The organism is Psychrobacter sp. AOP7-B1-25 (assembly GCF_052376195.1).
Taxonomy (GTDB): Bacteria; Pseudomonadota; Gammaproteobacteria; order Pseudomonadales; family Moraxellaceae; genus Psychrobacter.
In genome coordinates this window covers 66,262-80,708 of sequence record NZ_JBQSVK010000009.1, presented here as the reverse complement: position 1 = coordinate 80,708, position 14,447 = coordinate 66,262, and the positions used below count along the sequence as shown (strand labels likewise).

Below are 14,447 nucleotides of genomic sequence, written 5' to 3'. Positions count from 1 at the left end.
GCTTTTTTGTATGACTCGCAACTCTCGCTAATGGATATGGCTGACAGACAGTGTCTAAAAGCTAATATTCATCACACATTTATAAACTCGCCAGCAACTTTACCGTTTGCTGTCCGCTTTTGGTTTATACGCTATGATTGAAAACTGGACAAAAGAATTTATTATTCAGCGCTTATTGGCAATTACGTTGCTGGTAGTGCTGTTCGTATTGTGTTTTCAAGTGGTGCAGTTTTTTATTGTACCAGCGCTGTGGGCAGCGATTTTGGCCTATGTGACTTTTCCTATCTATAACTTTTTCCATGAAAAGGTGAAGCTGAGCCCAGACTTTAGTGCCGCTATTATGACGGTGAGCATCTCATTGATAATTGGTGTACCACTGGTCATTGGTGTGTTTATCTTGCAGCAAGAAGCTTTGAGTTTAATTAGTAATCTTATTTACCGTATCAAGGTAGGTTACTTAGATGTACCTGACTCTATTAAAGATTTGCCTATTATTGGCCAACAAGTCAAAGACGTACTGTGGCGTATCAATAAGAACCCAGAAGGAACGTTAGAAGCTTTTCGCATTTGGGTTCAGTCGCATTTATATTATGGCAAAGTAGCATTTGATGTGGTGTTCAGTAGTTTGGCTAAACTGGGTATGGCGTTAATGACGCTATTCTTTTTTTATCGAGATGGCACCAGTTTGATTCGCCAAATTCGCCAAGCGCTTCGCAATATTATTGGTAATCGTATTGATGGCTATATTGATTCTGTAGGTACAACCACGCGTGCCGTGGTATATGGTATTGGCTTGACGGCGTTGGCACAGGCGACATTGGCAGGTATCGGATATTACTTCTCTGGTGCACCAAGCCCTATCTTATTAACCATCGTTACTTTTATTATCGCTTTGATTCCTTTTGGCACGCCGTTTGTTTGGGGCGGTGTATCGATTTGGCTATTGAGTCAAGGACATACTGCAGAAGGTATTGGCTTGGCATTATGGGGTGTATTAGTAATTAGCTGGGTGGATAATTTGATTCGTCCCATCGTCATTAGCGGCGCGACCAAAATCCCTTTTATCATTATTTTTATTGGTGTACTAGGCGGTCTGACAGCATTTGGCTTTGTTGGTTTGTTTATCGGGCCTGTCGTACTGGCTATCGGGCTTGCGGTATGGCGCGAGTGGATATCCCAACACAAAAATGAGATATTTGCTCAGCAAGAAGTGATGCTTTCTGACCCTCGTGCTATAGATCCTATGCATGAACCAGAGTAACGAGTCACTGCAAATACGATGTAAAAATTATCGATAGAGACGATGAGTAATGACAAATAAAAATATGGCAGAACAGACAAATAGTAAGACCGACAAAACAAGTACGAATAAAAATATTACTATTTTAGCGGACAGCAATATTGCCAGTCTGAATGATTTTTTTAATGATTCTACACTTGGTCAGCTGACTGAGCATACAGTTGATATTGTTACTGTTGTTGGTCGAGATATTGATGCAGCGCTACTGGCCGAAGTACAGCCAGATGTGCTACTAATACGCTCAGTGACGAAAGTAGGCGAAGCGCTATTAATTGATAATAATAGTGTGCAGTTTGTTGGATCTGCGACTATTGGTACCGACCATGTAGATCAAAATTATCTAGCGTCTCGCAATATCACTTTCGCTAATGCAGCTGGTTGTAGCAAGCACTCTGTGGCTCAGTATGTGTTGACAGCTATCTTAACGTTGCGCCCGCAGTATTGGCAGCAGTCAGGGCCCTTAACATTAGGTATCATTGGTCTTGGTAATATCGGCAGTACGCTGGCTCAGTATGCCCATGATTTGGGTTGGCAGGTGTTAGGTTATGATCCTCTGTTACCAGCCTCTAAAACTAATAATGCTAGCCTTGAACAGGTACTTAGCCAAAGCGACGTAGTTAGTTTGCATGTGCCTTTAACCAATGAAAAGAATGCGATGAATCCTAAAGGTAGTGATTATCCAACACGCCACCTTATCAACGAAGCCACACTGGCAATGATGCCTGCCGATACGATGCTAATCAATAGCGCGCGAGGACCTATCATTGAAGAAAGTGCGCTTGAAGCTGATATTGAGCGTACTAAACGTCAAGTGGTGCTAGATGTGTTTGAGCATGAGCCAGAAATCGCAGCAAGCTTACTATCTAAACTTGCCATTGCCACACCGCATATCGCTGGCTATACGCTAGAAGGTAAGCTGCGTGGCACACAAATCATTTATGATGCACTGTGTGAAAAACTAGCGATACCTCCAGCGCAATCTATGTCCAATCTGCTACCGCTAAATATGTTTTTATGGTCTGAATTAAAATCACATCCAGACAGATTGCCAAAATTTTATGACATTATGCAAGATGTTACCTCGTTGCGAAATAAAGCAGTTGATAAGCAGGTAAATGGTGCTGACTTTGATGGTCTGAGACGTGATTACCATTTGCGTCGTGAGTGGCAGTTTTGAAAAACAAGATACCGAGCAACCAATTATTCATCAGTCGCAGTAGAGCCTAATGACTCAAGCAAAAAATACTTCTTCGCAGCCTATTATTTCTAAGCCTATTACTTCCAAGCTTAGTTACGCACCAACCATGACACTTTCGATGGCGCAACAACGCGCGCAATTTATTAGCAATATTCGGCAGTTTTTTGCCAGTCGACAAGTACTGGAAGTGCAGACACCGCTATTATCCCAAGCAGGCAATACAGACACGTTTTTGCAGTCTGTCGCAGCCCATGTGACCTATCAAGACCATCCGCGCACTTATTACTTGCATACCTCGCCTGAATTCGCGATGAAGCGTTTATTAGCCAGCTGGCGAGTGCCTATTTATCAGATTTGTCCTGTCTTTCGTGATAACGAAATAGGCGCGCGTCATAATATTGAATTTACGATGCTTGAATGGTATCAACCTGATTATAGTTTAGACGAGATAGCAACTGAGCTTAATGAGTTGTTAGAGGTGCTTTATGGTCACTCAATTGTTATGAGTCATTATCGCTATGTCGATGCCTTTATGGATTTTGTGGGCATACATCCGTTGACAGCGAGTTTAACTGCATTACAAGCTGTGGCAGAAGATATGGGTTTGGTAGGATTTGATTTTAACAACGCTGAAGACAGCGAAGAAAATCGTCGCCAAAGCTGGTTAGATTTGTTATTTAGTCATGCCGTAGAGCCAAACCTAGGCCATGATTTGCCGACATTGATTATAGAGTATCCACCTGCGACCGCTGCACTCGCGAAGACGGCTGTGGACAAAGATGGCAATAGGATAGCAAAGCGTTTTGAGCTGTATATCAACGGCATTGAAATCGCCAACGCTTATGATGAGCTAGCGGATGGTCAAGCATTACGAGATCGTTTTGAACAAGATAATCAGTTACGCGCGCGTCATAATCTACCTCAAATGCCAATCGATGAGCATCTATTAGCTGCATCTGATGACTTGATGCCATGTAGTGGTATCGCAGTCGGTATGGATAGGTTGCTAATGGTTTTGACAGGTGCAAACAGCTTGGAAGAAGTTATCCCTTTTCCTAGCGGACAAGCATAATTGAATGTGCATCTTTTATATTATCCGTGATTTAAATATGTAATAAAAAGGTCGTTGCCGATTTACCAATTGAATATTGGCGAATCGATAACGACCTTTTGTATTGGCTGCTTCTAAAATTTAGCGGACACAACCAATTCTGTTAATCTTAAATCTATTTATACAGTAGCGACTGCTTCGTTAATATCAATATCACCATTGTGTAGATTGAAGACTTTTCCTATGGTGTTATCTGCGGTTAGCACTGCTGCTAGCGTTGTCGCTACATCTTCAATTGCATTCTCACTAGAGCTGGTATCATTAACAGTGATTTTGCCTGTACCAGCACGTTCTTTTAGTGCGCCTGGCTGTACGATAGTGTAGTCAAGCGAGCTGTTATTCACTAACCAGTGATCGGCGTAGTGTTTAGAGATATAGTATTCTTTTAAGTCTGCAATACCAGGGTTTTCGTCCCATTTTTCAGTTTCCAATGAGAAGACTGAGCTCAACATAATATAACGTTTAATACCTTTATCTTGTGCCGCTTGCATCGTTTTTACCGCACCGTGTAAGTCAACTTCCAAGACATTTTTGCCACCAGATCCTGCAACGAAATAAACAGCCTCGATACCTTGATCTAGTTGTTTTTCAATAGAGTCTTTACTGGCTGTAATGTCTAAATCTAGCTGGGTATAATTGTTATTATCAAATAGTTTTTCTTTCTGACGAGTCGTGCCAACAACTTGATGATCATCAGCCAATAACTGCTTAACCAAATCACCGCCTACTCGACCACTTGCACCAACGACTAAAATTTTCATAATCACTCCTATTTTTATTTAAATTCTATTGTTTGAATTATTCAATAAGTTTATTTATCTTAAAAACCGAATATAGAGTAACAAAAATAGGCAGCACGCTTCGTTATAAAGCGTGCCGATTGAATAGTGTTTGGTTATAGAGTGTATACAGTTTGCAAGGAATCAACCGCTGCTCAGATGCCAGTATGTAATGGATAGCAGAATAGGTAAGCGTTAGAGAGAACCATAAAAAGCACTAACGAACCAAGCGATTGAGACCGTCGGCGAAGGCTTTTTTATCACGATCGCCGTAGGGCTTTTGACCACTCATTTCCTGCAATTCTAGGACACCAGTACCGCGCATGGTGTCCATAAAGTCGCGCATATTGAGCTTTTGCTTGATATTGTTTTTGTCATAGACCACGCCACGTGTCGTCAAGACCATACCACCTTTGTCTAGTATGTCATTGGCTAAGGGAATGTCGCTAGTAATAGCCAAGTCACCAGCTTGTATCTGCTCAACGATATAATCATCAGCTTTGTCAAATCCTGACGGCACGACAGTCATGACAAGTAGGGGCGACTTGCGTAGCTTAATCGGCTGATTGGCCACAAATATAGCCATGGTCTTGGTGCGTTCAGCTGTTTTGATAATCAAGTCTTTGGCAATCAATGGAACCGAGTCTGCGTCCACCCAAATCTGCATTATTTTTTGGCCTTCTCAGATTTTGATGAAGGAGAAGTCAGGCTGTCTGTTTGGCTGTCTTTGTTGCCTAGATCATCAGCTGTGGCATTGTTCTGAACATTGCTCTTAGTACTATCTTTAACATCGACATCCGCTTTATTAGATTGAGTATCTATACTGGCATACTCTTTATCTAGACCAACCTTATTTGGTAAGACAGCAACCAGTTTTGCCATAGCAGGCTCTAAATCAGTCACGTCGTTAGGCATCAAGGTGATATGAGCAATCTTGCGATCGTCACGTTCAGCTTTATGATAGCTATGATAATGAGCGCCGTCGATGTTTAACACTGCACTGATATCAGGGTATTGACCAAGTACATTCACCATAATTGCAGGATGCACGTTATCTGTATCGCCTAATGGTAAATTGACCACGGCACGAATATGGTTTTCAAACTGGCTAGTGATAGCGCCTTCGATACTCCAGTGCCCAGAGTTGTGTACACGTGGTGCGATCTCATTCGCCAGTATCGTGTTGTGACCGCGAGCATCTTTAGTGACGAACAACTCAAGCGCCATAACGCCGACATAATCTAAGTGGTTCATGACTTTGGTGATGGCATCTTTTGCTTGCTGAAACAGGTGACTCGTACCAACAGCAGGCGCTTGAGTTTTGGCCAAAATACCATGGTGATGATGATTTTCGACCAAATCATAACAGCGTACCTGACCATTTTGCGCTCTTGCTGCGATGATAGAGACTTCACGGCTAAAGTTAATAAAACCTTCAGCAATCAATGGTGCAGGTGTTGGCGTGAGTGATCCTTTACCGCTGACAGCGTCTTTTAGATCTAGCCAAGCAGCTTTAATATCACTGTCCTGCTTGATAACAAACTGTCCTTTGCCATCGTAACCACCGCGGCTGGTTTTTAGAACGATAGGCAGTCCCAATTCTTTGCAAGCGTGCTTGAGCTCAGCCTCAGAATTGACTTCCATAAATGGTACGGTTGCAATATCAAGCGTATTGAACATCTGCTTTTCTTTTAGACGATCTTGAGCAATATCAAGCGCAATCAAAGGTGGGAACATACCTTGCTTGCTACCAGATTTTGATAAAGCGGTAAGCTGTTCGACAGTAGACGTAGGTGTGTTTTCGAACTCTAAGGTAAATACGTCCGCTGCTGCGATAAAGTCTTCTAATTGATCACTGTGAAAGACATGGCCATATAGGCTAGCAGGACATTCTGAATTGTCTTCCAAAAATACGCATTGGTAGCCCAATGGCATGGCGGCTTCGGCAAGCATCATACCAAGCTGACCACCGCCTAAAATACCGATGGTACGAATGGTTTGGGTAACAGGATAAGCGTTTGCTGTAGTCATGGCAGGCTCTTTGAATAAAAGTGAATAAAAGTGAATAAGGTGTTTGGTATATTAAAATATAAAACTCAATGGGTGAAAATAGGAAAAGGTGCACTGTATGCACCTTATCTTTAATCGAAATTGCTTGAAAATATACAGTGATAGTTTCAATCGTTAAGCTATCAGCATAAAAGACTCTACTATAAAAGCAGGTCGATTTATATTTATCTAAGGGTTAATAATACCTGGTGTTGGGCTAGCGAGAATGGTCTCAGTCTGAGACTGGCGCATCTGATCGAGCTTAGTAGCAATCATATCATCATGCAATGCCAATACTTGAATTGCAAGTAGGGCAGCATTATAAGCACCGGCTGTACCAATCGCCAAGGTGCCAACAGCAACGCCTTTTGGCATTTGTACGATAGACAGCAGACTGTCCCAACCGCTCAGCATAGATGACTTTACAGGGACACCAAAGACAGGTAGTGGCGTTTGACTGGCACACATGCCTGGCAAATGAGCGGCACCGCCTGCACCAGCGATGATAACTTGTAGACCATTTTCTTTTGCGCTTTTGGCATAATCAAACAATCTATCAGGCGTACGGTGTGCAGAGACAACTTCACAATCAAAAGCAATGTCAAAGTCTGCAAGCAACTGTGCAGCAGCACTCATAGTCGCCCAGTCAGACTGCGAACCCATGATGATGCCAACTTTTGGTTGACCAGCAGGGGAAGTGATTGGGCCGTTCTGGTTAGCAGCAGTGTTCGTGTTGCTCATGATTGGATATCCTCAAAAAGACCATCATACAAAAATTTTGCTACATTCGTAAAGCCAAGTTTGACTTTTAATATATACATGGTGTTAATCGCATTGATATCATGACTTTATATCTGCTTTTTCATGGTGATAATACTGAACAAAATGATTGGCAGTCAATGGTAATGGTTGTTCGGTATCTAGCTGATAGCAGGTCAGATAACCGCTATCTACTGCGGCAGAGTAGTCGGTACAGGCAACTTGTGGACTGAGCGGCTCAGGCGTGCCAGTGAGCCAATAGTGACCAACAAACACAGGTTTATGAGTTTTTAGCGCAAAGTCAATATTTTCAGCCAGCGCATCAGATGGTATTTGTGCCAATGCGGATGATGGAGCACGTGATACTTCACGAAGTGTGCGCGTATTTAGTTCATCTAGCCACCAGCGTACTCGTACTCGCGTACGCTCGGTACCTTCTTTGTCTACCATTACAATGCCATCAGGTAAACCCGTTTCAACTCCTTTTAACACGCGCTCTAAAGCGTCAAAAGCGACGGTATCTTCTTTAGCCGTTTCGATTAAGCCTGCGGAGGTCAGACAGTTATTATCAGTCAATAGAGGCTTTAGTATTGCCATGCTATCCGTATCCCAACAAGCATGAACAAAACAGGCATAGTCACTCTCAATCCATAACGGGATTTCGTATAGACGCTGCAACCAATACTCATGTTGCTCTGAGCCGAACGGTATCTCTACCAAAAACGCTTCATGTTGGCGTTTATGGATGTCATTGTGTGAGCGTAAATATTGACTAGTATTATCAGGATCACGCGTGGCATATGCCAACGCATTATATTCATGATTACCCATTACTGCATCGGCCACATCAGCATCCAACATTGCAAAGACAATCTCTAGCGTGGTTAATTGCTGCGAACCACGATCGATCAAATCGCCGATAAACAAAGCCCTATGACCTGCCGGTGGTACAAAGTGCTGACCATTATACTCATAGCCTAACTGATGCAGCAGACCGACCAGTTTGTCTGCATAACCATGTATATCACCGATAATATCTATAACCATAATGTATTACTAAATCTCAAATGTATAAGTGTACCGTACGCAAAATAGAATTTATAAAGTATAGTTACCTTTAAATTATTAGCTTCATTAAATGGTCGTTACGAACAAACTATTGAAGCTTTTTTATCAAGACTTTTATCAATTACCACGAATGTAAAGATGTCTAAAAACCTGGTGATAGCAAGGCATTAATAAAATGAAGTAGTACTCTTGGCTCTAAAACGATTGTAGCGATAACGCCAAATGCGCCGCCCCACATATGCGCCATATGGTTGATGTTTGAGCCACCGCGTTTATCAGCGTAAATACTATAAAATATGTAAGCCACGGCAAATAGTATTGCAGGAATCGGAATCACGGCAAAGAGGTAAATCCTCTCCCATGGTGCTAGCAAAATGAACGCAAATAGCACAGCGGATACGCCACCTGAGGCACCTAGACTCAAATAACTGGCGTTATTCTTATTTTTAACGTAGCTTGGAATCATGGCAACGATAATAGCTAATACATAGAAAACCACAAAACCGTAACCGAACACAAACGGCCGATATAGTCCTTCGATAGCACGTCCGAAGAAATATAAAGTAAACATATTAAAGAGCAAATGCATACTATCAGCATGAATAAAGCCGTGGGTCACAAAACGATCCCACTGCCCATTGTTGACCGCTGGCGGATAAAAAATCAATCGATTAAGTAGCGTCTTATTTTGCCATGCTAATAAGCTGACAATAACTGTAATAATGATGATAAGCGTTGTATGGTTTAACAAAGGAAAATCCTTAGGCCGTGCCTGATATGTGACAATGCAACAAGTGACAATATTCAAAGCCTAAGCGTTACGGCTGAGTAAAAAATAAGTTTGACGTCTGATCCGTATTAAGTACCAACCATTAGCAATAGATCCATACTAACAGCAGTTGAGATGACGCGGTCGCCTATTATGTGACAAAACGATGCTTTTTTACGCTGTTATAGTGAATAATGTAGCAGTGTATCATGCTATATAGGTGAAACCTTTAGAGCGAAGCTAATGAAGAGACCAGTGATTAGAGTATGGTCTAGGCTTGCTACCTAGATACGCTATGAGTGTGCTCTTAGATAAAAAATGACATACCTCAGTACCGTACATAGAAATAAAATAAATACTTAGTTTTTGCACATTCGAATAAGGCTGATAGAGGTAGTGAACCATGAATATTATTGACCAGCTAGAACAAACGGTAACCCCAGCCGTAATGGGTAATGATGACAGCAATAATATCGCCTATGTCAGCCTACTTGAACAGTTTTACGCTGTTTTGGCAGCGAGATTAGCGGGGCCTCAAATTTATTCACAGATGTTGCGAAATGATCAAATCACTACAAGCAGTATTAATGAAAGCTCTCTATTTGAACAACTATGGCAAGACAAAAATCTTCGAGAAACTATGGTTCAAGAGTTGGCAGCTTCTCACCACATTGATGCACAGACAACTGAGCAATTAATCACTAGTGCTGCACCATTGGCATATCGTGAGCTAAAAATATTGGCCAACGGTCAGTTTTTGCCAGCGTTTTTGCAAGAGAAGCAAGCTACCCTACGACCATATCTACCTATTTGGGCGGCGGCTATGATTACGGCTACTCAAGACGTGCATCAGCAAGTACAAACAAGCTTCAATTCAGATGATGACTATGTGCCAGTACATGTGCCAGTAATTGACGACATATCGAATAGACTTGACGACGCTATTTTAGATACTGGCATAGTCGCACCAATAACGAATAATGATGTAGAAAGTATAGAGCCAATATCAATTGCTGAGCGCGCAAGTACTGAAGCATTGGGTGACGATACGATTGCCAGTAGTGATGCTGTTCATGCCAATCCAGCTGCTTATCTTTTGTCAGAAAATAGTAACTTGAAGCGTGCGCAGGTGCGTACTCGTAATCAGCGAAACGATTTGCTAATACGTGTGTTTTTATTAATAGTAGCTTTGGCTGCGCTTGCATTAGCAGCATGGGCGTTATTAGTGAAACCCAATAATGAAATACCAGTAGAACCTGTGGTCACAGCACCTGTTGAGCCACCATCAACGCCCGAGCCTCAGATGCCAACCACCACTCCTATTGAGCTGATTATCGGTGTAGATAACGGTGGCAATTTGTACACATGTAGTGCGACCGTTGGCAATGCTGCACTGCAAAGCTCGTTACAACAGGCGCTTAATACAAGCTTTGGTGAGCAGGCAAGTATTTGTGAGTTGAACATACAGGATGGGGTAGCAAGTACAATCACTAATATGCCTACGGAGGTATTGCCTAATGTCTTGACGATGCTCAGATCAACACCATTTGCACGTTTGCATGTGCAAAACGATCGTCTCACACTAGAGGCGCCAGACAATATGCTACTGCAAAAACTGGTCACAGAAATACGCAACTTGGCACCAGCAATGATAGTCGAAAGTACAGCGCCATTACCTTTACCTGATAATAACGATACTGGTAATACTACAAACAACATGGCAAACGAAAATAACCAGTTTGCAGATGATGGTGAAGGGGTCAATAATCAATTCAATAGTAACGTAGCAGATAGCAACTCTGTCGAGTACCAAGCATCAGACGATGATACTGGAGATGGTCTGATACCAACTCCTTTGCCTAACAATAATAGCTTTAACAATACGCCCAGCGATCCGCCTACTAACGGTGCAAGTAATATTCCCAAAGACTTTCCTTCGAATAATCAAACGACCAGACCGCCAGGACCTTTTTCACCTTCCGAAGTGGATGAAATGGCAAACACGATCATCGTTGCTGAACCAGCTCAAGTTAGATAACTGTTTATAAGGCACGCTCTTTTATATGGCGTGTCCTTTTATATGTTCTAGACTATAGTTACGTGAGCCAACCGAAATATTACTTACTGTATCATTTACACAACAACGAGGTGACTGTGAACGTTGTCTTAATGGTCTTATAATAAATAAAAACAAACGTAGCGAAATAGGAGTCTTGGCTTGGCTAGATCTGTAGCTAATATTGGAGCTATAACTGATCACCTGCAAAGACCTTGTAAAATGAACGCTTAAATAATTGAATAAGAAATAAATCAGGAGAGGATCATATTATGGATATTATTAGTCATTTAACACGTACCGTTAGTCCTGCAGTATTAGAAGATGGCGGAAGTCCTGCTAAGAAAAACTTACTAGAACAATTCTATGCGATTTTTGCGGCTCGTCTTGCAGACAACGATACTTTTAGCCGTTTTGCTAATGAAAATATCGCTCGTGATGACAATGCCTTTTATGACCGTGTATGGACAGAAGACGCACACCGTGACCAAATCTCTCGTGAATTGGCAGGGAAACATAACGTTGACGCAACCGCATCACGGGGTCTAATTACGATGGCAGCCCCACTGGCTTTTCATGAGATCAAAAGCTTAGCTGGTAATACACCAGTACCGCAGTTTTTGAATGATAATTTAAATAGCTATCAGCACCATATCCCTGCATGGGCAGGTAGCGTCTTACCGGCTAACGCAGCTGCTGCGACAAATGCCCCTCTTTCAGATACTACCAGTACTGCACCGCTACAGAAAGAGGAAGAAGAGCAGGGTAGCTTTATGAAGGCGCTATTACCGATTATTGGTTTGATTATATTAGGGGCATTGGCTTGGGCGTTGCTAAGAGGATGTCAAGAAAACCCTGAACCTGTCGCAACGCCTGCCGCGGCAACGCAACAAGCAGCTGCCACTGATGGATCGGCATCAGTCATTGGAGATGTAGAGCCTGCATCGTTAAGCATCGCAACTGGTGAGAATAGCCAGCTGTATGCTTGTCGTATGAGCGTTGGCGATGAGACACTACAAACCAACGTAATGAATGCATTGACTGGGGCGTTTGGCGACGAAGCAAACAAGTGTCGCGCTGATGTTGATGATAACTTTGCAGTAGATATGCCAGCGTCCGCTCAATTGGCCACGATACTACCGATTGTCAAAAATGTACCGAATGCGAGCATGATTATCAAAGGCGATGATATCACTGTCAATGCGCCTGATAAAGATGCATTGGATAAGTTGGTTACTGACTTGCAAGCAGCTGCTCCTGCTATGACAGTCCAAGCCGAAGGCCCATTAGACATACAAGGCGAGATTGATGATAGTCTTGCTGCTGCCGACGTTGCGATGACCAATCTTGGTGAAAACCCAGACCCACGTGATGTTGCTCGTGCTTTGAGTATTCAAGTGATTAATTTCCAAGTAGATGAAGCGGTTATTCCTGAAGTCAATAAGGCGCTATTGGACCGTGCTGCAGAAATTATCAATAATGTACCTGATATGAAGCTTATGATTGTCGGTCACACAGACAGCCAAGCCTCTGATAGCTATAATATGGAGCTGTCTCAAGAGCGTGCCGATTCAGTAAAAGCGTATCTAGTATCTCAAGGAGTTGATGAAGCTAAATTAAATACCAAAGGTATGGGCGAATCCGAACCAATCGCGGACAATTCAACTGAACAAGGTCGCTTCCGTAATCGCCGTATTGAGTTTTTAGTTAATGACGAAGTTGTCGATGCAAACGATGGCATGATGGTAGATGGTGATTCGTTAGATCCAGATATGAACCCATTAGATAGTAACAACGATGATTTGTTGCCAAATAACGATGATGCTACCCAAGGTACCGTGGTAGACCCAACCAACTAATCTACATGTTTTGATTTTGAACATAGCTAGATAGTAGCAGCATATAAAAAACCGCATCTGATCAGATGCGGTTTTTTATATGCTGCTTAATGACAATTGAACAAGCTATTATTTATACAGCGTAGGATCTGTTGATTCTTGAGTAGTCTGAAGATTGGCAGTCTGCGCATCATTTTGAGCGCTAAAAAAAGTTTGAGTGACATTCTGTTTGGCTTGCTGCCAGTACTCAAACTGCTGGCAGGTAGATTCAAGATCACCCTGCCATGTTGGTACAGTGCCGCACATGGTTTTGATACGTTGCTGATTAGGGTAAGGTAGATCTTGCGCTGCTTTAGCAGCCTCATGAGCAGCCACCCGATCGTTGCATACCAGTGCAATATCACAACCAGCATCAATAGCCGCTTTTACGCGAGCACTGACATCACCAGCCGCCTTTGCGCCTGCCATTGACAAATCATCAGAGAAAAGCACGCCATCAAACTTAAGCTCATCTCGAATAATATCTTTTAGCCAAATTTTAGAAAAACCTGCTGGCTTGTCGTCTACTTGTGAAAATATCACATGTGCTGGCATAAGCGCGTCCAGATGATGTAGCGTTTGGGTAAAAGGTTGCATATCGCTATTGATGATTTCATCTAAGCTACGCGTATCGATGGCTTCTGATACGTGAGAGTCAGGAGCGATGGCACCATGACCAGGGAAGTGTTTACCAGTGGTTGCCATGCCAGCTGCTTTCATACCGCGCATAAACTGTGTTGCAAGCGCAGTGATGGCTTGCGGCTCATGATGAAAGCTGCGGTCACCGATAACTTGGCTAATGCCGTCTCTATCCAGTACGGGTGCAAAACTCAAATCGATACCTACAGCCAATACTTCAACTGCCATCAGATAACCGCAATCATAGGCGCAGCTAAGTGCCTGATTGGGGTCTTGATTGAATAGTTCACCCAGTCGACCCATAGCGGGTAATGGCGTGAAACCTTCACGCAATCTCGCGACTCGCCCGCCTTCTTGGTCCACACCGATAAGTATGTCTTGATTGTGATAACGTATATCGTCGCACAGTGCTCTGACTTGGGCAGCGTCTGTGACATTGCGACCAAACAATATGACTCCGCCGACCTGTGCTTGTTTAATCAAACTGACATCTTCAGCGGTCAAAGCGGTACTATCAATATCTATCATTAAGACGCCGTACATTGCGTAATCCTTATTATTTTATAAATCGTTATATTGTGAGCGTGACTGTCGATATATGGCTATCTTATCGCTTATTAGTCATGATTCAGATATCTTATTATGACAGCTATTATTGATTGAGCATAATGTGGCAGATTATTGGGTTCAAATAAATTTGCTAGTAGCCATTAAGTTTAGTCATCATATCGATGGTGATAGCCTTCAATTGCTATATGCGACAAAAGTGATAGAAAGATTGGTATGTACAGATGTAGCGTGTAAGATTGCTTATACAGTTTGAGACAGTTCAGTATTCATGC

General features: G+C 42.5%; 12 protein-coding genes. 5 read left to right on the top strand and 7 right to left on the bottom strand.

Annotated features, from left to right (window positions below; translation table 11 throughout):
- The first annotated feature begins 133 nt into the window (after positions 1–133).
- The 3 genes from ACT3QR_RS09005 (at position 134) to epmA (ending at position 3,570) form a co-directional block, all read left to right on the top strand.
- A complete protein-coding gene (locus ACT3QR_RS09005; protein ID WP_444521009.1) occupies positions 134–1,261 on the top strand; it encodes an AI-2E family transporter in 1,128 nt (375 codons plus the stop codon).
- A gap of 64 nt (positions 1,262–1,325) precedes the next feature.
- A complete protein-coding gene (locus tag ACT3QR_RS09000) occupies positions 1,326–2,477 on the top strand; it encodes a 4-phosphoerythronate dehydrogenase (RefSeq protein WP_444521045.1) in 1,152 nt (383 codons plus the stop codon).
- A 49-nt stretch (positions 2,478–2,526) separates the two neighbouring features.
- On the top strand, positions 2,527–3,570 hold the full coding sequence (gene epmA / locus ACT3QR_RS08995) for an EF-P lysine aminoacylase EpmA (protein ID WP_444521008.1): 1,044 nt from the start codon (positions 2,527–2,529) through the stop codon (positions 3,568–3,570).
- 158 nt (positions 3,571–3,728) lie between these two features.
- Here epmA and ACT3QR_RS08990 read toward each other — a convergent pair whose 3' ends face one another.
- From ACT3QR_RS08990 to ACT3QR_RS08965, 6 genes are all read right to left on the bottom strand, one after another.
- On the bottom strand, positions 3,729–4,370 hold the full coding sequence (locus ACT3QR_RS08990) for an SDR family oxidoreductase (protein ID WP_444521007.1): 642 nt from the start codon (positions 4,368–4,370) through the stop codon (positions 3,729–3,731).
- Between the two features lie 235 nt (positions 4,371–4,605).
- Positions 4,606–5,055, bottom strand: a complete 450-nt coding sequence (locus tag ACT3QR_RS08985; RefSeq protein ID WP_102093310.1) for a YaiI/YqxD family protein — start codon at positions 5,053–5,055, stop codon at positions 4,606–4,608.
- On the bottom strand, positions 5,055–6,419 hold the full coding sequence (locus tag ACT3QR_RS08980; protein WP_444521006.1) for a 5-(carboxyamino)imidazole ribonucleotide synthase: 1,365 nt from the start codon (positions 6,417–6,419) through the stop codon (positions 5,055–5,057). The genes ACT3QR_RS08985 and ACT3QR_RS08980 overlap by 1 nt, the downstream gene beginning before the upstream one ends.
- A gap of 207 nt (positions 6,420–6,626) precedes the next feature.
- Positions 6,627–7,178: a 5-(carboxyamino)imidazole ribonucleotide mutase gene (gene purE / locus ACT3QR_RS08975; RefSeq protein ID WP_444521005.1), complete on the bottom strand. Its 552-nt coding sequence runs from the start codon at positions 7,176–7,178 to the stop codon at positions 6,627–6,629.
- A gap of 99 nt (positions 7,179–7,277) precedes the next feature.
- Positions 7,278–8,243, bottom strand: coding sequence for a metallophosphoesterase (locus ACT3QR_RS08970; RefSeq protein ID WP_444521004.1), 966 nt, complete (start codon positions 8,241–8,243; stop codon positions 7,278–7,280).
- A 163-nt stretch (positions 8,244–8,406) separates the two neighbouring features.
- A complete protein-coding gene (locus ACT3QR_RS08965) occupies positions 8,407–9,015 on the bottom strand; it encodes a rhomboid family intramembrane serine protease (RefSeq protein WP_444521003.1) in 609 nt (202 codons plus the stop codon).
- Positions 9,016–9,436: 421 nt separating this feature from the next.
- Here ACT3QR_RS08965 and ACT3QR_RS08960 point away from each other — a divergent pair, with 421 nt between their 5' ends.
- Positions 9,437–11,071 (top strand): hypothetical protein, encoded by a 1,635-nt coding sequence (locus tag ACT3QR_RS08960; RefSeq protein ID WP_444521002.1) that lies wholly within the window; start codon positions 9,437–9,439, stop codon positions 11,069–11,071.
- A gap of 290 nt (positions 11,072–11,361) precedes the next feature.
- A complete protein-coding gene (locus ACT3QR_RS08955) occupies positions 11,362–12,948 on the top strand; it encodes an OmpA family protein (protein ID WP_444521001.1) in 1,587 nt (528 codons plus the stop codon).
- A 108-nt stretch (positions 12,949–13,056) separates the two neighbouring features.
- On the opposite strand, the gene nagZ is transcribed toward ACT3QR_RS08955, so the two are convergent.
- Positions 13,057–14,148, bottom strand: coding sequence for a beta-N-acetylhexosaminidase (gene nagZ, locus ACT3QR_RS08950; RefSeq protein ID WP_444521000.1), 1,092 nt, complete (start codon positions 14,146–14,148; stop codon positions 13,057–13,059).
- Between the last annotated feature and the right edge of the window lie 299 nt (positions 14,149–14,447).